Origin of the sequence: Paraglaciecola polaris LMG 21857, assembly GCF_000315055.1 — a bacterium.
Classification (GTDB): Bacteria; Pseudomonadota; Gammaproteobacteria; order Enterobacterales; family Alteromonadaceae; genus Paraglaciecola; species Paraglaciecola polaris.
Window position 1 is genome coordinate 112,954 of sequence record NZ_BAER01000045.1, and the last position, 25,296, is coordinate 138,249.

The following is a 25,296-nucleotide window of genomic DNA, read 5'->3' on the forward strand; positions in this document are numbered from 1 at the left end:
CGCCAATACCATTAGCTATTTTTGTTATTTAACTGGGGCTTTTTCGAGCCCAGTTACGCATTCCTTGGCCGTAAAAAGCATAAAATCCAATAATGAAATACCCCGGTAGCAGTATCCAATATGCTGCCTGACTGTTGCTCGAGTGAGCAAGTTGACCATAGATAAGCGGCAGCAATGCACCCCCGGCGATCCCCATAATTAAAATGGCCGATCCCTTAGGGGTAAATCGACCTAAACCTGCTAACGCGAGTGGCCACAGAGTAGGCCAAACCATGGCATTCGCTAACCCTAATAAAGCGATAAGCGCTACACTATTTGGCAAGGTGGTTATACCTGCCCAGCCCCATAATATCTGTGAAATTTGTGTTTGTTCATTGGATGCAAACAATAGTGCGACTGAAATAGCCACCCCTGCAAGCGCACTGAGCCGTAAGGCATTTACTTGCGAAATAAAGCGCGGAATACAAGCCAAACCAAGCAAATAACCCAACACCATAAACCCCATAGTGTAAGAGGTTAAAGTCGTTGCATTGGCCACCCCGATACTTGCGCCATAAAGCCCAATAGTGTCACCCGCGATGACTTCGACTCCTACGTATAAAAATAAGGCAACTGCGCCTAATATGAGTTGCGGAAACTGCCAAATAGTTGTTTTGTTGGTGTCATGTTGATCAGTGTCGTGAGCTGACGAATTATCATCACTGGGCGACTGAATTAACGCTAAATCAGGTAACGCGATCCGAGAAAGTCCGCCAGCGAGTATCAATAGGGCAACTGCCATCCCTACATAAGGGGTAATCAATTGATGAGCCATATTTTCAATTTGCAGTTGCTGAGCTTGGGGGGCCATGTGGTTGACGTCGGCAAGATTAATGTCGCTAAAGCCACCCAAAACCCATGCGGTAAATAACACTGGGGCCAAGATACCGGCCCCTTTATTGAGTAAGCCCATGATCGCAATTCTGGCTGCTGCACTGTGCGTTGGGCCAACGTTAACCACATAAGGATTCGCCGCAGTTTGCAATATGGTTAGGCCGCTACCAATAACAAATTGCGCCACTAAAAATATCCAAAATTCTTGCAATAACGCAGCGGGAATAAAGCCCAATAGGCCAAGGGCGATAATACTCAATCCCAATACCATGGCGGATTGGTAGCCGACTTTTTCTAATATCATTGCCATCGGTAGCGCCATCACTACATAGGCAAAATAAAAGCACGAGGCGATCATCAAGGCTTGGGTTTCAGTCAGTTGACACACCACCTGTAAGAACGGAATAAGCGCCCCATTAAGCCAAGTGACAAAGCCGAATATAAAAAACAATAAAGCAATAATGCACATAGGCATGATGCTTGAGCGCGGGGCGGTAGCTGTGTGTGTCATGGGTTGACCCTTATTTTATTATTGGTTGTCCTGACTGCCATAAAGCAGTGATATTTAATTCTTGGTCCAGCAGCACAAAATCAGCTTGTTTGCCCACTGCGATATCACCATGACTGGCTTGCAAGCCGAGGTAATGGGCTGGGGTAGTACTGGCCATTGTGACCGCGTCTTCAAGGGATAAAGCTAAATCATTGACAGCATGTTTGACTGCGCTGAGCATATCCAAATGCGAGCCGGCCAAAGTGCCATTCTCTGTGGTGAGCTTGTTGCCCACACGGGTGATTTTCTGGTCCCCAAACACGAAGGTTTCATCGTTAGTGCCAATTAAGCCCATGGCGTCTGTAACCAACATGATTTTATCTATGCCTTTGATTTTTATTGCTATTTCACTGCATATAGGGTCAATGTGATAATGATCCAATATTAAACCAGCATAGGTATGCGGGGTATTCAGTGCCACACCAACCATTCCCGGCTCTCGGGATTGCATGGCGGACATAGCGTTGAATAAATGGGTAAAGCCGTCAGCACCGGCTTCTATGGCTTTAATAACTGTGCTTGCGTCAGCATTTGAGTGGCCTAGGCAGACTTTTACACCACTTTGACATAATTGACTGATGATATCGGGGGAAACGTTCTCCGGCGCCAGCGTGACAATGACCTTGCCCAGATCGTTACGCAGGTAAAGTGCTAGCTCATCGTCGCTTATGGGTCGTATAAAAGACTCATCATGTACACCTTTTTTAGGCCGACTCAGGTGCGGTCCTTCAAAATGCACACCTAGAATCCCAGGCGTATGCTGGCTAATAGCATCGGCTATCGCTTGGGTCGCTTGGCGCATAACGGGGAGTTCGTCGGTTATTAGAGTGGGCATCAACCCTGTGCTACCGAATTGCATATGGGCCTGACTCATCTGGGCTAACGCTGCCACGTTTGGCTGTTGATTAAACAGTACACCACCGCCGCCATTGACTTGTACGTCGATAAAGCCAGGTACTAATCGGCCTCGATAGAATGCCAGGTTGGTATCATCAGCTGAACTGGCCCTGATACTGGCAAGTTTACCTTGCACTAAGCTAAGCGTTTGATTTGTTAACCAGCCATTTGAGGTCAGTACGTGCTCACATCTAAATTGCATATTAATGGGTCTCGGTTACTTTTTTAAGGCCCTGGGGACGGTCTGGATCTCGCTCGTAAGCTTGGGCAATGTGTTCAATATCCAAATAAAAACGCAACACGACGAGCAAAGGCAAGCAGCGTGGATGTAACGAAAGCGCCGGATGTGAAAGAGATATGACTTGTCCACCTTGACGGGCGAAGGTCTGTATTTGGCTACTATGCACTGGGGCAGACTCATCTTCAACTTGAACATCAATTACATGTAATTGATTGGCGAGCAAGGCCGATGGACCATGCATAAACTCAGCACTGCTAAACGCTTCACAATGAATGGCGAGCACTTCTTTAAGCTTTAAAGCCATTTCTCGACTGATGGCATAACCTAAACCGCGACCAAGCATGGCGCAGTGCTGGACATTACGCAGTATCTCTGGGGTAAGTTGTGGCGGTTGGGCTAATACGGTACCAAGGGCCTCGGGTAATTCGTTCAAGCTGTTAAGCAAGTCTTCGTTGTTGCTCCAATACGCCGTGAGTTGCAACAAGGCGCTCAGACTGGCTAAGTAGCTTTTGGTCGCGGCAACGGATAGCTCTGCGCCGGCCGCCATAGGTAACACCCAGTCGACAGCTTGGGCCAATGGGGATTGCTCATCATTTACCAGCGCCACACACAGTGCACCACTTTTCTTGGCTGATTTGACTTGATTGACGATATCTGGACTGCGGCCAGACTGAGAGATAGCAATGACCAATGCATCTTTATAATCTACAGACTTTTGGTAAATACCAAATACAGAAGGCGAGGCAAACATGACAGGTATACCCAGTTCTATTTCCAGTAAATATTTAGCAAATACACCTGCATGATCAGAGGAGCCTCGACCAATCATCAATATGTAAGAAGATTTGTGGATTTTTATCTGTGCAACCAAACGCTGACATAGTTTGGCGTTGTGAGTGATCTGTTGACGAATAACGGTAGGTGTTTGGGCGGTCTCTTGGGCCATGTAGCTACTCAACGGGGTCCCCTTATGTTGATTATTTGTGCAATGGGAATAGAATAATAAATTATTCTTTATTTTTCTATATTTTATAATAGTTATTTACAAATACCCCTCAACTGGTTACTGTTTGACTACCCTAAGCTATGCATAATCTTTATGATCATAACCGCCTTCCCATACGTCAGTGTTTTGCTCTTTATCGCGGGTATGTTGGCCTTTGTCGAAGAGAAAACCCGTTGGAAACTCTTCCATTATTTACCGGCCATTGTATTGCTGTATTTCACCGTCATGCTGTTGTCGACATTAGGGCTTTGGACTAAAACGAACGAGATCAATCAAGCGTACTCTTCGCTCAAAGGTAATATCTTGCCGGCGATGATTTTCTTAATGTTACTGGATGCTGATTTGCGTCAAATTAAGCGTCTGGGTGGCAAAATGCTGTTGGCTTTCTTTGCTGCTGCGATCAGTATCGGCTGTGCTTTTGTCTTGGGTTTCGCCTTGTTTAAAGGATTTTTAGCCCCGGAAGCATGGAAAACCTTGGCTGCGTTAAGTGGCAGTTGGATGGGGGGCACGGGAAATATGGCGGCAGTGCAAGCTGCACTAAATGTGCCTGATTCGAGCATGGGGTACACCCTGTTAATTGACTCTATCGATTACGCCATGTGGGTGATGTTCTTATTGGCTTTGGTACCCATGGCAAGCCGCTTTAATCAGTGGACTAAAGCGGACGGTAAAGCACTGGAAGAAGTTAGCGCTAATTTAGCCAGTAAACAAACTGAGTACAGCGGTAACAAGACCACGTCTTTGTTGGTTTTATTGTCCGGCGCTATGTTGGTATCCATTGGCTGCCAATATATAGCGGAGATATTGCCCGTCAGTGAGTTTTTCACAAAAACCGCATGGACCGTGATGCTTGTCACCTTATTAGGGGTTATCTGCGCCGTCACGCCGATCAGCAAAATGTGGGGTGGTAAAGAGCTTTCTTCTTTGATGTTGTACCTGATTATCGGATTAATTGCTTCCCGAGCTAATTTCAACGAACTAACCCAAGCCCCTATTTATATTGTATTAGGGCTATTTATTTTGGCTATTCACGGCGCATTAATGCTGGTGGTCGCGAAAGTTTTCAAACTGGACCTTTTCACTTGTGGTATCGCCTCATTAGCCAATATTGGCGGGGTCGCATCAGCGCCTATTCTCGCCGCTGCGTATTCCCGGGCGTTAATTCCTGTTGGGGTGTTGATGGCGCTGCTAGGCTATGTCATTGGCACAGGTGGTGGTTTACTGGTAGGGCGCGCATTAGCATGGCTAAGCGTGGTGTAAATGGAGAAAAATATGAAACAATTTCTATTCATGGCGTGGCTAACAATTAGCACATTGTGCTTGGCAGCTTGGCCTGCAATGGCCCAGCAAAAAGAATGGGGGTCAGACGTAATGCATATTTCACAGGCGCAGTTGCACGCCGAACATTGGATGAATAAGCTTAAAAACCCTGAACAAGTGGTTATGAGTGACGTGCAGATTCGTGCACACAATCATAGTTTACTGGAGCATAATCGCTTTGTTCATGATCCACTATTGACCCCAGAGGTGCTTACTGACAAGCAGCTTAAAGCAAAAATTAACAGTATCAGTAAAGTGCCCAAAAGTGCCCGATTTTTCCTAGATGGGCGTAAGTTGGCAGCCGATGATTACGCGGTCTATCAGCAAAGTATGCAATTTTCCGCTGCTGAACAAGGGCATAGAGTTACCTACGGGCTAATTGTAAAACGTGCCGCAATGCGCACTTTTCCAACAGATGATCGGGTATTAAATTCCGCTATGGATGCTGACCTCGACCGATTCCAAGAAAGTGCACTCTTCCCCGGTGATACCGTGGCGGTATTAACCCGTAGCCAAGACAAACAGTGGGCATTAGTGCAAGGGTTCAATTACTTGGCCTGGACCCGAGTGGAAAACTTTGCTGTTGCCAGCAAGGAGCAGGTACAGGCATTTGCTTCAGCAAACGATTTTATTGTGGTCACCGGTGCCAAGGTGTTTACCCAATATGTCCCCGAGCATGTTGGTGTGTCTGAGCAACAATTAGACATGAGTGTGCGCTTACCTTTGGTCGCAAAAAACGAAGTCCCCAACGCCTTATACGGACAAAATCCCTACGCTAATTATGTGGTCTGGTTGCCCACGCGCACAGCGCAAGGCCAGTTGAGTTTACAAAAAGCGCTAATTGGCCGTAGCCAAGATGTACATTTAGGTTATATGCCATTTACCAAAGAGAATGTAATCAAGCAAGGGTTCAAATTTTTAGGTGAACGTTACGGTTGGGGCCACGATTATAACGGCCGGGATTGTACCGGTTTTGTTGGCGAGATTTATCGTGCATTTGGCTTGTTGATGCCGCGTAATTCCGGTGATCAAGGTGGGACCGATTTTGGTATCGATACTCGTTTTAACAAGGGTACGCCAGTGGCTGAAAAACTTGCCAGCATAAAAAGCCTAGAAGTGGGTGATTTACTCTACATACCGGGTCATGTCATGTTGTATTTAGGTGCAGAAGATGGTCAGCCGTTTGTTATTCACGACGTGAAAGGATTGGCGTATTTTGACGACAAGCAAAAACTCTATAAGGGAACGTTAAATGGCGTCTCGGTTACCCCTCTCTTACCTTTGCGCCTGTCGGTGCAAAATAGTTATGTTGACCGCCTATATAACATTAAGCGTATTAGGTAAGCATTGATGAGCGCACAATACTCAGGTTTAGATTGGTTAGTGTTTGCTGCTTACGGGCTATTGTTGCTGGGCAGCGGCTGGTTTTTTAATCGCCGTTCAGCTAACAGTCAAGACTACTTTCGTGGCGGTAATGCTATGCCTGTTTGGGCGGTTGCTATATCTGTATTAGCCACGTCTCAATCTGCAGCAACGTTTTTAGGCGGACCAGATCAAGGGTATCGCGGTGATCTATCTTACCTAGCCACTAACCTAGGTGCCTTTGTTGCGGCGTTCTTTGTGGCCACGTTTCTGATCCCTAAATTCTACCAGCACAACGTATATACAGTGTATGAATTACTTGAAGTGCGCTTTGGGGCAAAAGCCAAGAAACAGGCTGGGCTGATGTATCTCTGTGGCCGTGTATTTGCCAGCGGTGCGCGCTTATATATGGCGGCTATTGCAGTGTCTATGATCTTGTTCGCCGATATTGAAGCGTCACACGTCATTGCCGCGACCTGTATATTGACCGTTGCCGGTTTGTTGTACACAGTGTACGGCGGTATTAAAACGGTCATTTACAGCGATGTGATCCAGTGCGGTGTTTATGTGGGTGCCGCGGTAGCGGTTATCTACTGTTTAATCGCCGCCATACCAAGCGATATTCCTAGTGTGCTTAATGTGTTAGCTAACCCTGGTCCGGGTGAAGCGTCAAAGCTCGCTTTATTTAAGTTTGATTGGGATTTTAGCCCGAGCGGCGTTTTCAATATCTGGTCGGTATTTAGCGGTTTTGTGTTATTGAATATTGCGGCTTTCGGTCTCGATCAAGATATGACACAGCGGGTACTTACCTGTAAAAATGCGAAAAAAGGCAGCAAGGCCATGCTGTATTCCATTGTGATGGTAATCCCCATCATGCTGTTATTTATCGTAATTGGCTTGTTATTATATGTTTATTACCAGCGCCCAGATCTAATGCACAGCGGTGTATCAGGGGAGGTATTGCCTACATTTGAAGGTGAGCCGGTGACTATTTTCATGTATTACGTGCTCAACCATATTCCTTCCGGCGTAAGAGCTCTGGTGACCGTTGGTATCGTTGCTGCTGCGTTATCGACACTGAATTCTGGGTTGAATTCTATGGCATCCGTTTTGGTACAAGATATTTATGCGCCGTGGCAGCAAAAACAAGGTAAGAATCACAGCGATATGCATTATGTCAGTGCTGGACGTGTGGCGATGGGCTTGGTGGCCTCCGCACTTGGAGCAATGGCATGCCTGTGTTTTTACTGGCAACAATACACGGATACCCCGTTATTGCAGTTTGCGTTAGGGGTGATGGTATTTTCATATAGTGGTTTGTTAGGGGTGTATTTTACCGCAATATTCACTAAGCGCGGCAGCCCTGCTAGTGTATTGGCGGCGCTTATTTGTGGCTTTATGACTACGCTATTATTTCAACCTTACGTCATGACGCTGTATTTACCGCCAGAGTGGATCATACCCATCGGCTTCACGTGGCAGTTATGTATCGCCACGTTAGTCGCAACCTTAGTGTGTTTATCGGCCAAGGGAAGTAACCAACAGTTATTTCAAGGACAGAAAGCATGAACAACACAAGTGAATTTATTCTTGGTTTAGACGGAGGTGGTACCAAAACACTGGCCCGACTGATAAATTTAACTACCGAAATGCAATGGCAAGTTAGCGCAGGTGCTAGCTCCTTGAGCAACGATTATTCCCAAGCCTTAGCCAGCGTGACTGATGCCTGTAGACAACTATTTGCGCAAGCCAGCTGTCAGCCCGAGCAGGTGTCGACGGTTTTTGGTCTTGCTGGCGCTGGCGACAAACAGTTAATCGCAAAGTTGGAACGGGACTTACCATTCGACTTCGCCGATTTGCAAATAGTGTCGGATGCAAAAACCTCATTGTACGGAGCGAATGCGGGTCAACCGGTCGCAGTCGTGGCATTGGGTACAGGCTCAGTGGGCATGCGTATGGACCACAATGGTGCGGAAAAGATGATAGGCGGGTGGGGTTTTTGTATCGGCGATGAGGGTGGCGGTGCCAAACTGGGGTATTTGGCTGTGCAAAAACTACTTTTAGAAATGGATACAAATGGCGTCGCAAAAAGCGTCTTGAGTTTGTATGTTGCCAGTCAAATTGGTTACAGTCGCCAGTCTATTTTACAATGGTTAGCCATGGCTAAGCCTGCGGATTATGCCAAACTGGCGCCACATATTTTTACGTTGAGAGATAGCTGCGTGTTGGCATTGGAAGTGTTAACGGCGCATGCCAACATGATTGAAAAATTAATTAAACGAACCTGTGGTTCAAGCGAGTTACCGTTAGTATTGATGGGCGGGCTCGCTGAGCCAAGTCACGTATTACTCAGCACTACTTACCGTAACTTAATTATGCCAAGTAAGGGCAATTCCCTCGACGGCGCTTGTTTGTTGGCAAAGCAACTGTGCTCGCCAGCAGCGACTAACTAAACGTACATAATAATTTTATGACTCAAGCAAATTTACTCAGTGAATTGAATGATATCGCCTCCGAGGCGCGCAACCAAGACACGTTGAATATCGACACATTATCGACCTTGGCAATATTGGAAAAGATGAATCATGAAGACCAAAAAGTTGCGGGTGCCGTTCATGCTGTTTTAGCTGATATTGCTCTGGGGGTAGATGTCATTGTTGATAGTTTTAATCAAAACGGGCGGCTAATTTATATGGGGGCAGGCACGAGTGGTCGTTTAGGTATTCTTGATGCCGTGGAATGTATGCCAACCTTCAGTGTACCCCAAGGCATGGTTATCGGCTTGATTGCCGGCGGCGAAAAAGCAGTGGTGCATGCAGCCGAAGGCGCAGAGGACAACAAAGAGCAAGGGGTCAGCGATTTAAAGGCCCTGCAGTTTAATGCTAAAGATGTGCTGGTAGGTATTGCCGCCAGTGGCCGTACGCCCTATGTGGCAGCCGGCCTAGAATATGCCAAGCAGTGTGGTGCGAAGACCATAGCCCTTAATTGCAGTGCGAAATCGCTAATCGGTCAAATAGCCGATATTGATATTTGTGCTCAAGTCGGTCCGGAAGTCCTTACAGGATCTACTCGCTTAAAATCGGGCACTGCCCAGAAGCTCATTTTAAATATGTTGAGCACGGCCAGTATGATCCGTATTGGTAAAACGTATCAAAATTTAATGGTCGACTTAAAAGCCAGCAATCAAAAGCTTTACGCCCGAGCGGTGCGTATTGTGATGCAAGCCACAGATTGCGATGAACAAACTGCCTCTGAAGCTTTGGTGCAAGCCAATAAAGAAGTAAAAGTCGCGATTTTAATGATACTCACCAATAGCAGCCCAGAGCGAGCCCGGGGAGAGTTATCCGAGCATAACGGCTATTTACGTCACGCAGTGTCCCAAAGCAGCTCATGAAGCTATTTTTGTTTACCGTGCTGGTTATGCTGCTTAATGCTTGTGCTGGCCAGTCTAAAATAGATAGCCAAGCCATTATCGTCGCGGCTGAGCGCCCTGACGCTTATTTATCGCAGTTAACAGGTAAGCGTGTTGGTTTATTGGTTAATCAGACCTCTATGGTCGGCAAAACGCACTTAGCGGACTACCTGTTAGAGAACGATATAAACGTCGCGCGAATATTTGCCCCTGAGCACGGCTTTCGTGGCGACCATGATGCAGGAGCGCATGTAAACAGTGAGGTAGATGCTAAAACCGGGATCCCAATTACCTCGATTTACGGAAAATTTAAAAAACCTCCGCTTGAAATGCTGCAGCAACTCGATGTAGTGGTATTTGATATTCAGGACGTAGGTGTACGTTTTTACACTTACATTAGCTCCATGCATTACATGATGGAAGCCGCAGCAGAAGCAGGTATTCAATTTATGGTCTTAGACCGCCCTAATCCGAACGGGAGGTTTATTGATGGCCCGATCTTGGAGCCTGAGTTTCGCTCGTTTGTCGGCATGCATCCGATACCCGTATTGCACGGTATGACCGTAGCCGAGCTGGCGCGTATGATCAAAGGCGAGAAGTGGATAAAGCAAGCACAAGCTCTTGATTTAGTGACCATACCTGTCGCTCATTATACTCGGAATATGCTTTATTCATTACCCGTCGCCCCGAGCCCAAATTTACCCAATGATCAGGCGATAGGTCTATACCCCAGCCTGTGTTTTTTTGAAGCGACACCTATTAGTATCGGCCGGGGAACTGACTTTCCTTTTCAGGTCCTGGGTTTTAATGACATCGCGTTAGGCCAATTCGAATTTAGTCCTGAATCTCGTCCGGGCAGCGCATTGCACCCCAAATTAGAAGGCAAGGTACTCAAGGGCATGGACTTGCGTGAAAGTCAGCAACGGGGTTTGAATTTAGATTGGTTAATTGCGGCGCAGGGGCAATTTATCGAGCAGGGTATAAGCTTGTTTGATAGAGCTGATTTTATGGACAAGCTGGCAGGCACAGATCAAATGCGTAAAGCCATTGAAGCGGGCCACAGTGGAGCCGAAATCAAGCAAAGTTGGCAAGCCGGGCTGGAGAAATTTAAAGCTAAACGTCAGCCCTATTTACTCTATCAATAATCCCCTTTACTTGCTCGTTGTATAACGGCAAGTAACCTTATAGGCCTTGAACGCTGGCCGCATATACCTGGTTTCCGCCGATAATCGTTTTCAGAACCTGAATATCGGCAATCGCCTCAGGTGAAACCTGACGAGGTTCCGCTGATAGCACGACCATGTCAGCACGCTTATTTACCGCAAGCGTCCCCACTTCTGCAAAGCGCTAAATGGCAGCCTGCCACAGTGCAAATAAAGGTAAAGTTATCAGACAATTACCGACCTCTGTGGTTAAATACTGGGTTCTCGCGTTTTCAAACTGTGATCACGCTTAGTTATATTTATTTTGTTAAACCTGCTTCTAGAGGACGTCATGGCATCACCCAAATTTCACAACACCTTAAGGCAATATCACAGATGGCTGGGGTTTTTCCTCGCGGGGATCATGGCTGTTTACGCAGTGAGCGGCATTTTGCTGATCTTTCGCAGCACTGACTTTATGAAATTTGAATACACCACAGAACATCTACTAGCCTCTGAACTGGGTCCACAGGGACTGGAGAAAGCACTGCATTTGAAAGGTTTTAAAGTCACCGGCCAAGACGCCAGCGAAGTGCGCTTTAATTTTGGTGTATATAACAAAGATACAGGTCAAGCTGTTGTGACCAAAGATGATTATCCCTTGGTGTTGGGGAAGTTAGTTAATTTACACAAAGCCACAACCAATAGTCCTTTGTTTATCTTAAATATCACCTTTGGGGTGGTATTGTTGTTTTTTGTGGTGTCAGCCTTTTTGATGTTTATGCCCAAGGCCAAAGTGTTCAAAAATAGTATTAAAATAGCGGGCTTAGGTTTTCTGTTTGCTTTGTTAGTGGTTGTTTTTGGTTCTTAGGGTTTATTGACGAGCGAGCAAGACGAATATCAGAAATGAAAAAGGCCTCAACTGAGGCCTTTTTGCTGGGCTATTTTCTACTGATATTAATGGCGATTACATAGCGTATGAAAGTGTTACATAGCCGAAACGACCAATGTTTTCATAAGCACCTGTTTTCTCGCCAGTGCCGGTTGTGCCGTATGGCAGGCCGCGGTTGAATACGTTATCTACGCCGACTGTTAGGGATAAACCATTTTCAAACGCATAACCTACTGTCACATCTGAAATAGCGTATGAGCCATATTCCATCAACGAGCTGCGGTTAGGGTTAACGGCAAGCTCTTGGTTGTCGTATATGCTAACGCGTTCTAAATAACGTGTTTTGATGCCAGCTTTCCATGCGTCAACTGTGTAGTTCACGCTTACCATGCCTTGCCACTCAGATTCGCCCGCAGTGCCGGCATATTCTACGTAGTCAGAGGTATCTTCTTGGAACGGATACTCTTTACGTTCGATAAGGTAGGTACCGATAAGGTTGGTATTAAATGAACCACCAAGGGCATCAAAGTCGTAACCAAGTTCGAAATCCACACCCGCTGCATCTTGACCTGAAAGGTTAAGTGCGAAGCTTCTGATTTGCGAAATTTCGCCGTTTACGTCACGGGAAACAAGTGAACAGTAATCATTATTCACACTGCTAGTGTTGTCTACACAACGATCGAGTATGGTTTGTGAGTCAACAGATGAAATTGCATCCGTTAATTCAATTTTCCAGTAATCAACGGTGGCCACAAAGCCTTCGAGGTAAGACGGTTGGTAGACGACGCCCACTGTGGTACTTTTTGATTCTTCAGCGCGTAGGTTAATGTTACCGCCTTGCTCGCCTTCGATTGTTGCTTGGTCGTAATCGGAATCAAAATCAGCCGGCACACCTAGGGCTGCACAGTTTGCTGCACGTGTGGACGCGTCAGATAGTTGGTCTAGCTCAGACGTTTTACAAGGGTCATCGATGCTGAAAAAGGTCTGGCTGGCTTCACCGAATAATTCACTGATGTTAGGTGCGCGTAGGGCTGATGAATGAGTCGAGCGAATACGAAGATCGTCGTACACCTGCCAATCTAGGCCTAGTTTCCAGCTTTTCGCATTACCAATGGTACTGTAATCAGCGATACGTAACGCGGTTTCGAAGTTAAGGCTTTGCACGCCTGGTAAGTCAGCTAATAAAGGAACTGAAAATTCCACATAAGCTTCTTTTACGTCAAAGTCGCCCTTGTCTTCACCTAATACGTTGAAAAAGGTACCTTCAGCGTTATCTGGCTCTTCAATTTCGCTTTCTTCTTTGCGGTATTCAATACCTGCGGCAAAACCAACATAGCCTGCTGGTAACTCATAAATACCTGAGTTGTTGACTGAGCCACCTACCACGGTTTGCGTAATCGTGCTGTTGCCGATAGAGGTCGTATTGACATAGTTTCTAGCAGCTTCGCTTGGCGCGCCATCACCTAATAAATTTAACGGCACACAGCCCGCTGCTTGAGCAGCCGTATCACGACAAACAATCGAACCGTCATCTCCTGCAACGGCGTTTACGGCATTGTAGAAGTTTGCTAACACAAGATTATTTTTGTTAGCGCGCTCGAGCTTGGTTTCACCGCGGGTGATGTAGGTTTCAAAACCCCAGTCGTCGTTAATATACCCTTCAAGTCCAGCAACAAAGGCTGTAGTTTCGCGCTCATCGTCTTCAATACGACGACCCACATCAGACAACATGCGATTGATAGCAACACTGGTAACGTTAGAGGCGTTCATAAGCGCAAGTAAATCGTCACCCGCGAATGGGTTATCGTTTTGAATGGTGATGGCATCTTCTGGTCTTTCAAGGAAGAAAAATGCAGGTTGGCCAATATTAGTGGAACGCGTGCGGGCGTATTTACCTTCCACATAACCACGTATGTTGTCGGTGAGATCGTAGCTTAGTTTAAGATTGTAGTTGGTGCGGTCAAATTCGGGCTGAAGCTCAGTGAATTGATTCAAGTTAATAAAATCGCAGTTTTCGCAGGCTATACCATCAACGTTGTCGCCAAGATAGACGTTGCGCACGGAACCATTAGGATTAAACGAGTAATAATCATTGCCCAAACCAAATGTGCCCGCATTACTCAGAGCATAAATGCCTGCATTCGGCGTATAGATTTTATCTGGGAAATCTAATGAGTCTTTGTTCGCGTCAGTTTGTGCTTGATTGGTCAATTCGCGATACGAGGTCGATGTCCAGGGGTTATCTAGCGCGTTTAAACTTTCTTGACTGCTGTGTTCAATAGATAAGGCGATATTACCGCGATCGTCATTGAAGTTAGTACCGTAAGAAAAAGAGTATTTGTCGTTGCTGTAATCGTGATTATCAGCATAGCCCTTGGTGGCACTCACTTGCAGGCCTTCAATTTTATCTTTAAGAATAAAGTTAACCACACCTGTTACTGCGTCAGCACCGTATACGGCTGATGCGCCGCCTGTGATGATTTCAACGCGATCAATCCAGCTGGTGGGTATGGTATTGGTATCAACAGACGCGGTCCCTGCACTACTTGCTACGTGGCGCTTACCGTTAACCAAAACCAAAGTGCGCTCTGTGCCCATGCCACGAAGATCAAGAAGGCTTAAGCCTGCGGTGCCAATAAATTGCCCTGAATTGGCTAACGAGTATGTACTGGCTAAAGCAGGTAGTTCATTTAAAGCTTCGCCAATGTTCATCGCGCCGGTATTGATTAAGCTGTCGCCGCTAAGCACTGTCACAGGAGAAGGCGCAATCGCCCCTTCACGTAAAATACGCGAGCCTGTGATTTGAATTTTTTCTACCGTATCTGTGTTTTGCGAGTTTTCGCTCTGTTGAGCGAAAGCATTGTTCGTCATAGCAATAGAGCTACCTAACAACGCAACTTTTACGGCGTGAGTGATTTTATACATATGTGTCCCTGAAGAGATTTTTTGGAAAAATAAGGAATTCATCTGCTATAAGTGCAAATTGCAGTGAATTGTATTGCTCATAAGGTGATATTTCAAACAAATATATCGTAAATTATTTGTTAAATAGTGTTAATAACTGTTTACATGGTCAGTAAAGCAGCGTTTTTTGCTCATAATTTACAAGTTATGGGCGGAATTTAAGCGGATTGATTTGCTGTTGAAGATAAGAGGATGTGAAATATGTCGAGGGGCATCAAACAGTTACACCAAGTCCCCCGAGATACTTGGTTAAAAGTAGTGAATTGACGTGAACTTGGGTAAAAAAAGATAGATCTTGGCGCTATCTGCTTAAGATGATTGCCTAAAATCACTGACGATGGAGTTTGTTTTTTCCAGTAACTGCCTACCTTGTCGTGACGACTGAGTTATAGCGATAAACAAAATATCGATGATAAATTCTTGTGCGGTACGTGCCATTATCGAGGATAAACGCGCAGACTCTTCTTCTGCCACTGAATACAGCTTGATGTCTGCTAAGTCTGATACTGGTGTTGGGCCATATCGCGTAACTGTGATGACTTTAGATTTATTCTGCTTAGCTTGTTTAACCACATTGATGATTTCTCGGGTACTACCTGACTCACTGATGGCGAAGACTACATCTTGTTCAGACAAGGTCGCAGCAAAGGCTAATTGTGCGTGCATATCAGGTTCTTGAATCGCCCACATACCCAATTTTTGCAGCTTGTATGAGAAGTCTTTACCGACCAAAGCAGACCCACCCAAGCCGCAAATGAGGATGCGTTTTGAGGATTTAAGCAATTCTACTGCTTGATGGAATGCCATTTCTTCGTTTAGGTTTTTCGTTTCATTTAACACGGCAACTTTACTGCTCAGGAGCTTCTCAGATACTTGGCGAAAGCTATCATTTAGGGTGATTTTGCCATGCAGATTCGTGTCCGTTGAGTTGGCGTTCAGGGCGTCAATCACCCCAAGTTTAAAGGCGGGATAACCCTTATAACCAAGCTTTTGAGAGAATTTAACCACACTCGATTGACTCACGCCGACCACATTGGCCAGCTCCTGAGAAGACAGATCACGTACCGCATTTGACGAGCTAAGCACAAACTTGGCTAACTTAAGTTCGCTGTTAGAAAGGGTATCTTTAATGGCTTTTATTTTTGTGAAGGTAGACATTAAGCAACTCTAAGTAATAATTTATTATTTAGTTTACCGTAATTTTAACAACTTACGTGTAAAACCTAGTAAAAATAAGAGCAATAAGGTTACCGTTGGACCTCAGCATACTTAATCGTGAATAGATAAATTATTCACACGCTCTATACATTGTTTGATTTATAATTTTTCTAAATTGAATCATTATTCCGCCGCTCATAATACGCACATTAAGACAATTTAAAACCGTGCGCTGACCACGTTACCGTCGAACGATGCGCATTCTTGCACGCGCTGCTTTTGCACCGCAGATAACGAATCGATATCGAAATAGGCATATTCACTGTGTTCTTCACTCAAGTGAATGAGGGGTTGTGTTAACTGTACTTTAAAAATACAAGCCTGAGAATTAAACGCACTGTGATAATAGACACCGGATAGATATTCAATGTGAACCTTTGTGCCCAACTCTTCTTGGCATTCACGCAACAAAGCTTGATGGATTGTTTCACCAGGCTCAAGTGCACCCCCGGGTAGGCCCCAAGTGCAGTTACCATAGGTGGCCTTTAATAATAAAACTTGCCCTGCGTCATTAAAAATAACGCCATGACTACTGATGCGAAAGGTATCATCGAATGCCATATGGCTCCTACTTCGCGTTTAGCTTGGGTTAAGCCGTGACGGCGTATATGTTTATAATGACCGCCGTAGGGCAATAATCTTTCACCGAGCTATTCAATACTCACCGGCAGGGTACCCTGGGCCTGTTTTGTACCGAGTAGAATATTCGCCAGAGCATGATAAATCGGCCCCTGATAGCCGATGTGTGTTTGGCCATGGCTATCGACGGATTCGGTTTGTTGGGTGTTGTAAGCAAAGCTGGCGATGATTCCGTCTACATAATTTGCATATTTGGGGACATTATATGGCGTGCGCATACTGAGCAGTAGTGACGTTTGATGGGGCTTAGTGGCTTTTATCAGGTGCATGAGTTTAGCGTCTAAGGCGTCTTTTTTCGGACGCAGTCGCCAGTCGACCAGATCATCCATACCGCCCATTTCAACTAGACTTTGCTGGGGCGTGATATCACTAAAAATGACCATTTGTGCTTCTCGCTGCAGGTTTAAGATGTTTTGTGTACTGTCACTGGTCAAACTGGAGCAAGTGATGTGTTTTGTGGTTTTGTCCACGGCTTGATTAATGGCGAGTTCAAATGCTGTTGTTAGCGCCATACATTTACTGTTGTCAGGCATTACCATATGAATACGTTGAATACGCTTATTGATGGGCCAAGCCTGTTGATTTTTAATTGCTATGATGGAGCTATCGGCAAGTGCCTGCTCTGCCTGTAAATGTGCAGGAGAGGCCAGGACGGTTTGCGCATGGCTCACGGCATTAGGTATATTAATATTAGCTGGGTCAGCTTGAATATAGTCTTGCTTTAAGCGGTTAATTCGGGTGACTGATTGCTCGACCTCTGCAAGGGATAAGTGTCCGCTTTGGATAGCGTAGGCTACGTCATGTATGAGTTTTTTTAACTTAGGAATATCACTTGGGGTACGAATGGGGATGGGCATTAACGCAATATCGGCCCCTGCTTTAAATGTTTGTATCACCGCTTCAGTGGGCTGGTAAAAATGTGCGATGGCAGCCATATCTAAGGCGTCGGTGATAATAACGCCTTGGTAGCCCATTTTTTTGCGTAATAAGTCAGTCAGGATAGGTCGCGACATTGTTGCAGGCAAGATCGTTTCACTGCCATCAGTGGCATCAAACACATTGTTATCAAGCGCTGGGTATTGGATGTGAGCTGTCATGATCATGCCTGGTGCCGCATGATCAATTGCATATTGAAACGGGGCTAAGTCTACTGCTTCTATAGTGCTGATGTCGTGCTCAACCAATGGCAAGCCTGAATGACTATCGGTATTGGTATCGCCGTGCCCAGGGAAGTGTTTCAGGGCGGAAATAATACCTTGGCTCTGCATCGCCTGCATCTGCGCTAAACCGAGTTCGGCGACTATCTGTGGGTCCTCGCCGAATGAGCGTACGTTGATGACTGGGTTTTCTGGGTTGACGTTAACATCGACAGTGGGCGCAAAGTTAAGGTTAAAACCCAACACCGCCAATTCTTTGGCAATAACCTCGCCGCTAATTTTTGCGAAGTAGGTACCATGCTGGGCGTACGTCGCGCCAATCGCCATGTTGCCACTAAAAGCCGTACTGATATTCTGCGGAATACGCACCACACGCCCGCCTTCTTGATCGATTGAAATAAATAACGGTTGGTGACCACCTAAGGCCGCGCTAGCCTGTAAATCTCGATTAAGTCGGATCATCTGTTCGGTATCATGCAAGTTATTAGCAAATAAAATAATGCCGCCGACACCGGTATCGGCGATCATGCTTTTCAATGCCTTAGGTAGCACGGTAACGGGCGTTGTGCACTTTTTAGTGGCAGGGCCTTGGCTTATGTTAGGGCAAAAATAACGAATGTCTGGCATGAGCTTTTGCGCCACTAAGGCTTCAATTTTGGGATCGACAGCCGGTTGGTTTACGCAGGAAATACAACTAACAATCAGCACACTGATAATATAAAAACGCGATGGCCCGTAGCCCATGACTCACTCCTGAAAATAAAGATACGCACTAAGTGTGCGCGAGATAAAAAATGAAAACAAAAAAATCCCCGCATAAGCGGGGACTGAAAAATAACGACCTGCATTCGCAAACAGGTTGTTATGTTGGACTAAAAGTTCACAGCAACCGAAAGTTGAATACGGCGAGGATTTATCAAATCTTGCGATTGACCGAAAGTGGCACTAGAAACGATAGGTTGAGTGTTATAACCCGTCTGTCTGTCGAAGACGTTAAACACATCGGCTTTAAACTTCACTTCCAAATCTTCGGTAATGTTGAAGGCCTGTGCGTAGTTCAAGTCTAACTGCCAATGACTTGATTCACGACGACTACCAGCAGGTTCAGCATAACGAATCGTTGAGCTAGAATAACCGTAAACTCCACCATCCCATGCTTCCCATACATCGCCTGATTGATATACAAAGTTGAAACCGATGTCAGCATTCCAATCCGTTGTATAGTAACCCAATGCTTTCAATACGTGAGGTTTGTCACCGTTTAAGGTACCTGACTTGCCATCCCACAACATACGTCCACGTCCGTCGCCTAAGTTAGATGAGCCAACAAACAAGTTACCGTCAGACGCGGTGCTGGTAACATCTTGGTCATAATTGCCGAAGTAATGACTCCATACATACGAAACGTTCAAATAGAAGTTATCACCCGTGTAGTCACCTTCAACGCTCCACTCGTAGTAGGTATTTTGTGCACCATCAAGCTCAGCGATAACGTAGCTACCATCACTTGCCGATAGTCCCATACTGGAGTATTGCTCTGCTAAGTCAGGAATAAATAATCCTAGGCCACGTAAGTGTTCTGGCACACCGCCGAAAGGACCATAATCACCATAAGTGCGCGCATTGTTAGGCTGATCTTCCCATGCGTGGAAGGCTTTACGTTGACGTACATGAGTACGAACAAAGAATTCGTTTGATACGTACTGGGTCATACCAATAGTGATTTCGTCAGTACGACGAGCCTCCATGTCATCTTGGAATAATTTACCCGATGAGCCATTCGCTTCAGTGTTACCGATAAATGCACCATCGGCATCAAAGTAAACCACTTGGGTCGACTGGTTGTTACGATCCCAGGAGGCGGCACGCGCTAATGAAGTCGTGTCAGGATTATAACTGGCAAAGTTAGCGAACACAGTATCGCGACCGTTATACGCCCATGTAACACCTAATCGCGGTTGGATCATGTCCATAAAATCAAGTTCATACATCTTGTACTTGTTGCCAGGGGCTACTTCGTAGCCAGATGCATTGGCTGAATTTTCTCTTAAGCCTTGCCCGTACAACGTGTCGTTACTGAACAAGAAACCCACGTTATAGGTGAAATCTCCGTGCTCAATCGTATCGTTGACTTCAATGTTGATGACTTCGGATGTTGAGGTAAGTGGGTTTAGGTTTTCTTCGCCGTTTAAGCTGTTTGAATAAACCGTTGCGCTATAATAGATGTCCTGATCAGTTTCAAAATTAGTGTCAGTGTTTAAGGCACCGATATAGCCGATTGACCCCCAACCATTTGAAAGTCGAGTAAGTACTTCTTCGCTTTCTTTCCACTGTCCACCAATATGGATATTGTGAACGGTATTACCTAATTCCATCTCATGATCAAGATTGACTTCAAAGCTCTTACGAGAGAAATCTTGGTTATTGATTAACGAAGCGCCACCGATATTCCCACCACCAGTGAGTACGCCTGCATCATCGGTATAGCCATAGGCATTGATCAGTGCTTGCGCTGTGTCAGCGTCATAACCTTCATCCGTTTTAATGTTAGGTACGGTGAATAGACCTTGTTGCTCAAGGTTATTCAAATCAAGGGATCCACCAATAGACGGGATAACACCTGAAAAATTGGTGTCAGGACGACTAGAGTTTTCGTTTTTGAAGTCACTGTATTGGAAGGTTAACGTGGTGTAATCATCAATAATATATGAACCATCAATGGTAAAAATATCTTGAGATACCGAACTACCTTCAGACGTGGAATCAGCCGCTTTTGAATCGACCGAGTCACCAACTACATCTTTATCCGATGTTCTGTAGCTGACGTTGAACAATAGATCTTCAGTGGGCGCCCACGTTAATTTACCGAAGTATTCATCACGGTCACTTTTATATTGCTTAGTAGGGCCATAAGCGGTTTCTTTGTTGTCGCGTGTTACCTCAGGACCAAAGTACGAGCCATAAAAATACAATTCATCTTCAATTAACGCACCGCTTACGCTGGCACTCATCCAAGTTTTATCTTCATCGAAGTTCGCAGACGTACCTTCAGTAGTATCACGGTCCGCTGACAGACTAGCAGGCTCGATACGGTATTCTACACTCGCGTGAAATTCGTTAGTGCCTGATTTTGATAAGGTATTAATTGCTAAGCCACCAGCTCGGTTAAAGCCGATTGCTTTAGCGCCCCCACGATCAATAGATACAAAGGCGATATCCTGAGTCGATGGCTCAGATGCAAGGTTGCCGTACATGGGTAATGATACATCTACACCGTCATAGCCGTATTTATTATCACGGCCGGATCCGCCCGAATTTGGGCCAAGGGTAGCATTCTCTGAATACTGCACACCGGGAATAATGGCTAATAAAGAGCGATAATCTTGACCGATTGGAACGCGAGATAAAACGTCTTCACCTAATGAATTGGTTAAAGATGAATCGCCTTCACGGCTGATGCGCGAACCAATAATTTGAATGACTTCGGTACTGTCAGTGGGAGCCGCTTCAAAAGCAACATCAACATTGGATGTTTGATCTAACAATACATCAACCTGAGTTTGGCGAACTGTACCGTCGGCTGAGGTAAAGGTAAGGGTATATTTGCCCGGCTTAAGCGCTGGCAGAACATAACTACCATCTGCCTTTGTTTTCACCGTTCTTGGTTTGGGCATCACGTTACTTGAGGCGGTGACTGTTACATCATTAACGACAATATTAGTTGCTTGAGTCTCAACTTTACCCTTGATGCTGCCGGCTTGTTGCGCCATTGCTGCTGGTGCGAAGGCTAATGACCCTGTAAGTAGCACTGCTGATAATGCTGATGCACGGTTAGTCCATGCACTTTGCATGGCGCGATGTATCCGCTGTTGAATAAAACGATTAGATTGTGTTGCCATGTGTTCACCTATTTGTTGCTTGTGCTTTTTTATTTGAGGACGACGACTCATAAGCCTTCAGAAAGTATTTTTTATTATTTTTGTTTGTGCATTTAACAAACAATATCGGTCAACGTCAAGAATAATATGTTCTTTAATGTTGATTTCTTAGTAATAATTTATCTTTGTGGGCGAGTTTTTATTATCGGCAATTTTGCGCGTGGCTCAGTAAAAATCAACATGCCATCAAGGCTTAAAGGTATGTTTTATTACCTTGTATCTGTTTGGCCCGTTCAGAAATTAGCTTTTGAGTGAAAATAACTGCACAGGAGAATAATAATAATGAGCACAATGGATAAGGCGAAAGTAGTTGATTTGCAGGTTTAGAAAAATGAAAGCAATAAGTAATGGAATTATTATTCTAATTATTTATTATTGATGTAATTAATTATTCTTTTTGGTGATCTAGTAGATGTTTAGGCAACGGGATATCCTGAGTGTTATGAATAAACTTATTGTGAGTTGGCAGCGTTTTGTATTGATTTGCGGTTTAACGGCAGGAATCGTGAGCTGCGCAACCTTACCTATTAGCGAATTGCCGTCCCATAACTTTGGTCACAGAGTGAAGTTTTTAGTCATGCATTTCACCGCGATTGACTATCAAAAGTCGGTGAATGCCTTGGTGGACGAAGGTAGTTTGAGTGCTCATTATCTTATTCCAGAGTCCAACGACCCGAGTTATCCCAATTCATCATTAGAAATTTTAAAACTGGTCGATGAAAATAAGCGAGCTTGGCACGCCGGTAACAGCGTGTGGCAGGGACGAACTGAATTAAATGATTCTTCTATTGGCATTGAAATTGTTAACGTACCCGAGTGCCACCGAGACAAACAGGCTGGCAAAGGCATACAAACTGAGCACGGCGATAATCGTTTATGTGTCTTTCCAGATTATGATCCCAAGCAAATCGAGCTATTAATAGCCTTGAGCAAAGATATTCTCGCTCGCAATCCGGATATTTCGCCGACTCGGGTTATCGGCCATGCTGATATTGCGCCGACACGTAAGAACGATCCAGGTCCGCGTTTCCCTTGGTATGAGCTATATCAAGAAGGCATTGGTGCTTGGTACGACAACGATACGTTTGAGCAGTACTGGCAGCGTTTTAATCAATATCAGCCGAATATCGGTTTGGTGCAAACAGCCTTACGCACTTATGGCTACGATATTTTAGAAACGGGCATACTCGACGAGCAAACCCATAATGTTGTCAGTGCTTTTCAAATGCATTTTTTACCTTGGCAGGTGACGGGGCAAGTTGACAGCAAAACAGCCGGCGCTGTTTTCGCGCTGCTCGACAAGTACTTTGCGAACAAAGCCAAGTCCCTGATGACTCGTTACATAGGGGAACAATCGAGCGATGCATCATCCTCATCAGCATTGGAGCACGCGTTTAAGCGCGGCCAAATCGATCAGGTTTTTCCCATGGTTGAGCGCAGTACACGTCAGTTAGTCAATGATCGGCAGCGCTTTAAAAGCTATCAAGGGCGCGGCGAGATCATTATTAATAGTATGGATGCACAGCAGGCTGATATTTACGTTAACGGTCAAAAGTTGAATATTACTCAACCTTTTGCGCAAGACGGGCATTATCAATACAGTTTGAAGCGCCGTACTAAAGACGGCACGAACACCTTACGAGTAGACAATGTGCTGCCCGTAGGCAGTGAAGTGAATGTCAGCATACCTTCCCCTAAACTAATAGATACCAGCACGCAATTTCAGCAAACCTTCGAGCAGGTAGATGCGCTTATCCAGCAAGATGTGAACGATGGATTTCCCGGTGCGGTATTGTTGGTGGTCAAAGACGGTCAAATTATCAAGCGCACTGCCTACGGTGATGCACGCAAGTATGCTGATGGTGGTGGACTGCTAAGCCAGCCACAAAAAATGCGTGTGGATACCTTGTTCGACATCGCCTCAAATACCAAAATGTTTGCCACTAACTTTGCGTTAATGCAGCTTGCTAGCGAGGGCAAGTTAGATGTGAATTTAGCGTTGCACCACTACTTGCCTGATTATCAAGGTGGGGGGCGAGAAACCCGATTAGTGCGTGATTTTCTGACGCATACCGCGGGGTATGGTCCTCAAGTACGTTTCTTCACGCCAGACAACGAATTGGGCAAAGGACTGTATTCACAAAATGCAAAACGTACCGACCAGCTACTGCTAAATCGCGTACCCTTTGCTATGGGGCGCAATGTAAAAGCGGTATATAGCGACACCGATTATATGCTGCTTGGCAAGCTAATTGAACGTATCACGGGGATGAGCCTTGACGCCTACGTAGAACACCAAATATACCAACCGTTAGGATTAACCAATACCCTGTTCAACCCATTACGCAAAGGAAGAGCGAAAGGCGAATTTGCTGCTACTGAAATTCAAGGTAATACTCGAGGCGGGCGGGTCGATTTCGACAATATGCGCCAGTATGTCTTACAGGGTGAAGTGCACGATGAGAAGGCGTTCTATTCAATGGGAGGCATCGCGGGTCATGCAGGATTATTTTCAACAGTTGATGACTTAGCGGTACTCGGCCAGTTGTTGTTAAATGGCGGTGGTTATGGCCAAACACAGATATTTAATGAAGCCGTTTTGCAGCAATTTATTAAACCAGAAGAGCGAGATGACAGCTTCGGTTTAGGCTGGCGCCGAGCAGGTCATGGACAAAATAAATGGCATTTTGGCCCCTATGCCAGTGCCCAGGCTTATGGCCATACGGGCTGGACAGGCACAGTATCGGTTATTGATCCTGAATACGACTTAGCCATATTTCTGCTGACGAATGCCCGGCATTCTAAAGTACAAGAAGACAGCGCTGGACATGTTGAATTTGCAGGGAAAACGTTTGAAACGGGCAAATATGGCAGTGTGATAAGCCTAGTGTATGAAGCAATTTTAAATAAATAGTGGCTGAAATAATGCCGCTTAATGACCCCCAAGTGATTGGGTGTGCCCTAGTTGACTGTTAAGGCAGGAAAATAATGAACCGCTTATACATTAATGCCCCCAGGGCTAAGATATTCACGCGAAAATTCATGATGTGCGGACTGACTTTAATAAGTTGTATTTGGATATTGGGGGCGCACGCACAGGTGAATACATCAGCAAGTACATTGGCAAATAACCCTGAACTCGACCGAAAGGTTGAGCAGATCATGACCCGTCTGAATATTCCTGGGGTGGCAGTAGGTGTCATTAAAGATAATCAGATCGTATTGGCAAAAAGTTACGGTGTTAAAGATATCCGCACCCATGAACCGATTACTGCCCACAGTTTATTTAAAATTGCCTCAAATACCAAAGCGTTTACGGCTGCGGCGTTAGCCATATTAGTTGATGAAGATAAACTGAGTTGGGATGATCCTGTGGTTAAGCACCTGCCGGATTTCCAGCTATACGACCCTTGGGTGAGCGAGCATTTTACTATTACAGACTTGTTGACCCACCGCAGTGGTTTAGGACTTGGGGCAGGGGATCTGATGCTGTGGCCAGAACCTTCTAGTTTTAGCCGCGCGGAGGTCGTTCATAATTTACGTTTTCTAAAACCGTCAGGTCAGTTTCGTGCCGACTACGCTTACGACAATCTGCTTTATATTGTGGCTGGCGAAGTGGTTGCTGCCGCCAGTGGACAAAGCTGGCAAAAGTTTGTTGAACAGCGCATTTTTGCTCCGTTAACCT

Annotated in this window: 18 protein-coding genes; 9 read left to right on the plus strand and 9 right to left on the minus strand. The window is 45.4% G+C overall.

Features of this window, described 5'->3' with window-relative positions; translation table 11 throughout:
- Positions 1-28: 28 nt before the first annotated feature.
- Genes GPLA_RS10065 through nagB-II form a run of 3 tightly spaced genes read right to left on the minus strand, consistent with a single transcriptional unit; the run spans position 29 to position 3,507 of the window.
- Complete coding sequence (locus GPLA_RS10065; RefSeq protein ID WP_007104788.1) at positions 29-1,384, minus strand: sugar MFS transporter; 1,356 nt, start codon at positions 1,382-1,384, stop codon at positions 29-31.
- A 10-nt stretch (positions 1,385-1,394) separates the two neighbouring features.
- On the minus strand, positions 1,395-2,522 hold the full coding sequence (nagA, locus tag GPLA_RS10070) for an N-acetylglucosamine-6-phosphate deacetylase (RefSeq protein WP_007104789.1): 1,128 nt from the start codon (positions 2,520-2,522) through the stop codon (positions 1,395-1,397).
- Between the two features lies 1 nt (position 2,523).
- Positions 2,524-3,507: a glucosamine-6-phosphate deaminase NagB-II gene (gene nagB-II, locus GPLA_RS10075; RefSeq protein WP_007104790.1), complete on the minus strand. Its 984-nt coding sequence runs from the start codon at positions 3,505-3,507 to the stop codon at positions 2,524-2,526.
- Between the two features lie 153 nt (positions 3,508-3,660).
- Here nagB-II and GPLA_RS10080 point away from each other — a divergent pair, with 153 nt between their 5' ends.
- Genes GPLA_RS10080 through GPLA_RS10105 form a run of 6 tightly spaced genes read left to right on the plus strand, consistent with a single transcriptional unit; the run spans position 3,661 to position 10,806 of the window.
- Entirely contained in the window at positions 3,661-4,827 is a 1,167-nt protein-coding gene (locus GPLA_RS10080; protein WP_007104791.1) for a DUF819 family protein, read from the plus strand.
- 12 nt (positions 4,828-4,839) lie between these two features.
- Entirely contained in the window at positions 4,840-6,231 is a 1,392-nt protein-coding gene (locus GPLA_RS10085; protein ID WP_007104792.1) for an SH3 domain-containing protein, read from the plus strand.
- A gap of 6 nt (positions 6,232-6,237) precedes the next feature.
- On the plus strand, positions 6,238-7,818 hold the full coding sequence (locus GPLA_RS10090) for a sodium:solute symporter (RefSeq protein WP_007104793.1): 1,581 nt from the start codon (positions 6,238-6,240) through the stop codon (positions 7,816-7,818).
- A complete protein-coding gene (locus GPLA_RS10095) occupies positions 7,815-8,702 on the plus strand; it encodes a BadF/BadG/BcrA/BcrD ATPase family protein (RefSeq protein WP_007104794.1) in 888 nt (295 codons plus the stop codon). Before GPLA_RS10090 ends, GPLA_RS10095 begins: the two co-directional genes overlap by 4 nt.
- A 17-nt stretch (positions 8,703-8,719) precedes the next feature.
- A complete protein-coding gene (gene murQ, locus GPLA_RS10100; RefSeq protein WP_007104795.1) occupies positions 8,720-9,643 on the plus strand; it encodes an N-acetylmuramic acid 6-phosphate etherase in 924 nt (307 codons plus the stop codon).
- A gap of 26 nt (positions 9,644-9,669) precedes the next feature.
- On the plus strand, positions 9,670-10,806 hold the full coding sequence (locus GPLA_RS10105; RefSeq protein ID WP_226993089.1) for an exo-beta-N-acetylmuramidase NamZ family protein: 1,137 nt from the start codon (positions 9,670-9,672) through the stop codon (positions 10,804-10,806).
- A gap of 37 nt (positions 10,807-10,843) precedes the next feature.
- Here GPLA_RS10105 and GPLA_RS23460 read toward each other — a convergent pair whose 3' ends face one another.
- Positions 10,844-10,996: an amidohydrolase family protein gene (locus tag GPLA_RS23460; protein WP_226993087.1), complete on the minus strand. Its 153-nt coding sequence runs from the start codon at positions 10,994-10,996 to the stop codon at positions 10,844-10,846.
- A gap of 159 nt (positions 10,997-11,155) precedes the next feature.
- Between GPLA_RS23460 and GPLA_RS10110 the strand changes: the two genes are divergently transcribed.
- A complete protein-coding gene (locus GPLA_RS10110; RefSeq protein WP_007104798.1) occupies positions 11,156-11,674 on the plus strand; it encodes a PepSY domain-containing protein in 519 nt (172 codons plus the stop codon).
- 96 nt (positions 11,675-11,770) lie between these two features.
- Here GPLA_RS10110 and GPLA_RS10115 read toward each other — a convergent pair whose 3' ends face one another.
- The 5 genes from GPLA_RS10115 to GPLA_RS10135 all read right to left on the minus strand — a co-directional run bounded on the left by GPLA_RS10115 (position 11,771) and on the right by GPLA_RS10135 (position 21,572).
- On the minus strand, positions 11,771-14,620 hold the full coding sequence (locus GPLA_RS10115; protein ID WP_007104799.1) for a TonB-dependent receptor domain-containing protein: 2,850 nt from the start codon (positions 14,618-14,620) through the stop codon (positions 11,771-11,773).
- Positions 14,621-14,968: 348 nt separating this feature from the next.
- On the minus strand, positions 14,969-15,817 hold the full coding sequence (locus GPLA_RS10120) for an SIS domain-containing protein (protein ID WP_007104800.1): 849 nt from the start codon (positions 15,815-15,817) through the stop codon (positions 14,969-14,971).
- Between the two features lie 219 nt (positions 15,818-16,036).
- The gene (locus GPLA_RS10125; RefSeq protein WP_007104801.1) at positions 16,037-16,438 is read right to left on the minus strand and encodes an NUDIX hydrolase; all 402 of its coding nucleotides are present in this window, start codon (positions 16,436-16,438) and stop codon (positions 16,037-16,039) included.
- Positions 16,439-16,527: 89 nt separating this feature from the next.
- Positions 16,528-18,417 carry a glycoside hydrolase family 3 protein gene (locus GPLA_RS10130; protein WP_007104802.1) on the minus strand — a complete coding sequence of 630 codons (1,890 nt, stop codon included), beginning with the start codon at positions 18,415-18,417 and terminating at the stop codon, positions 16,528-16,530.
- A 128-nt stretch (positions 18,418-18,545) separates the two neighbouring features.
- The gene (locus tag GPLA_RS10135; RefSeq protein WP_040514348.1) at positions 18,546-21,572 is read right to left on the minus strand and encodes a TonB-dependent receptor; all 3,027 of its coding nucleotides are present in this window, start codon (positions 21,570-21,572) and stop codon (positions 18,546-18,548) included.
- A 481-nt stretch (positions 21,573-22,053) separates the two neighbouring features.
- Between GPLA_RS10135 and pbp4b the strand changes: the two genes are divergently transcribed.
- Together pbp4b and GPLA_RS10145 are read left to right on the plus strand one after the other, a co-directional pair.
- Positions 22,054-24,525, plus strand: a complete 2,472-nt coding sequence (gene pbp4b, locus GPLA_RS10140) for a penicillin binding protein PBP4B (protein WP_040514350.1) — start codon at positions 22,054-22,056, stop codon at positions 24,523-24,525.
- Between the two features lie 128 nt (positions 24,526-24,653).
- The coding region (locus tag GPLA_RS10145; RefSeq protein WP_193362941.1) for a serine hydrolase domain-containing protein at positions 24,654-25,296 on the plus strand (643 nt) is incomplete at its 3' end.

Bases quoted from the DNA above. Each gene is read 5' to 3' on its own strand.
- GPLA_RS10130 (WP_007104802.1), bottom strand. From the start codon at position 18,417: ATGGGCTACGGGCCATCGCGTTTTTATATTATCAGTGTGCTGATTGTT.
- GPLA_RS10120 (WP_007104800.1), bottom strand. From the start codon at position 15,817: ATGTCTACCTTCACAAAAATAAAAGCCATTAAAGATACCCTTTCTAAC.
- GPLA_RS10090 (WP_007104793.1), top strand. From the start codon at position 6,238: ATGAGCGCACAATACTCAGGTTTAGATTGGTTAGTGTTTGCTGCTTAC.
- GPLA_RS10105 (WP_226993089.1), top strand. From the start codon at position 9,670: ATGCTGCTTAATGCTTGTGCTGGCCAGTCTAAAATAGATAGCCAAGCC.
- GPLA_RS10125 (WP_007104801.1), bottom strand. From the start codon at position 16,438: ATGGCATTCGATGATACCTTTCGCATCAGTAGTCATGGCGTTATTTTT.
- pbp4b (WP_040514350.1), top strand. From the start codon at position 22,054: ATGAATAAACTTATTGTGAGTTGGCAGCGTTTTGTATTGATTTGCGGT.
- GPLA_RS10080 (WP_007104791.1), top strand. From the start codon at position 3,661: ATGATCATAACCGCCTTCCCATACGTCAGTGTTTTGCTCTTTATCGCG.
- GPLA_RS10085 (WP_007104792.1), top strand. From the start codon at position 4,840: ATGAAACAATTTCTATTCATGGCGTGGCTAACAATTAGCACATTGTGC.
- nagA (WP_007104789.1), bottom strand. From the start codon at position 2,522: ATGCAATTTAGATGTGAGCACGTACTGACCTCAAATGGCTGGTTAACA.
- GPLA_RS10110 (WP_007104798.1), top strand. From the start codon at position 11,156: ATGGCATCACCCAAATTTCACAACACCTTAAGGCAATATCACAGATGG.
- GPLA_RS10065 (WP_007104788.1), bottom strand. From the start codon at position 1,384: ATGACACACACAGCTACCGCCCCGCGCTCAAGCATCATGCCTATGTGC.
- nagB-II (WP_007104790.1), bottom strand. From the start codon at position 3,507: ATGGCCCAAGAGACCGCCCAAACACCTACCGTTATTCGTCAACAGATC.
- murQ (WP_007104795.1), top strand. From the start codon at position 8,720: ATGACTCAAGCAAATTTACTCAGTGAATTGAATGATATCGCCTCCGAG.
- GPLA_RS10095 (WP_007104794.1), top strand. From the start codon at position 7,815: ATGAACAACACAAGTGAATTTATTCTTGGTTTAGACGGAGGTGGTACC.
- GPLA_RS10115 (WP_007104799.1), bottom strand. From the start codon at position 14,620: ATGTATAAAATCACTCACGCCGTAAAAGTTGCGTTGTTAGGTAGCTCT.
- GPLA_RS10135 (WP_040514348.1), bottom strand. From the start codon at position 21,572: ATGGCAACACAATCTAATCGTTTTATTCAACAGCGGATACATCGCGCC.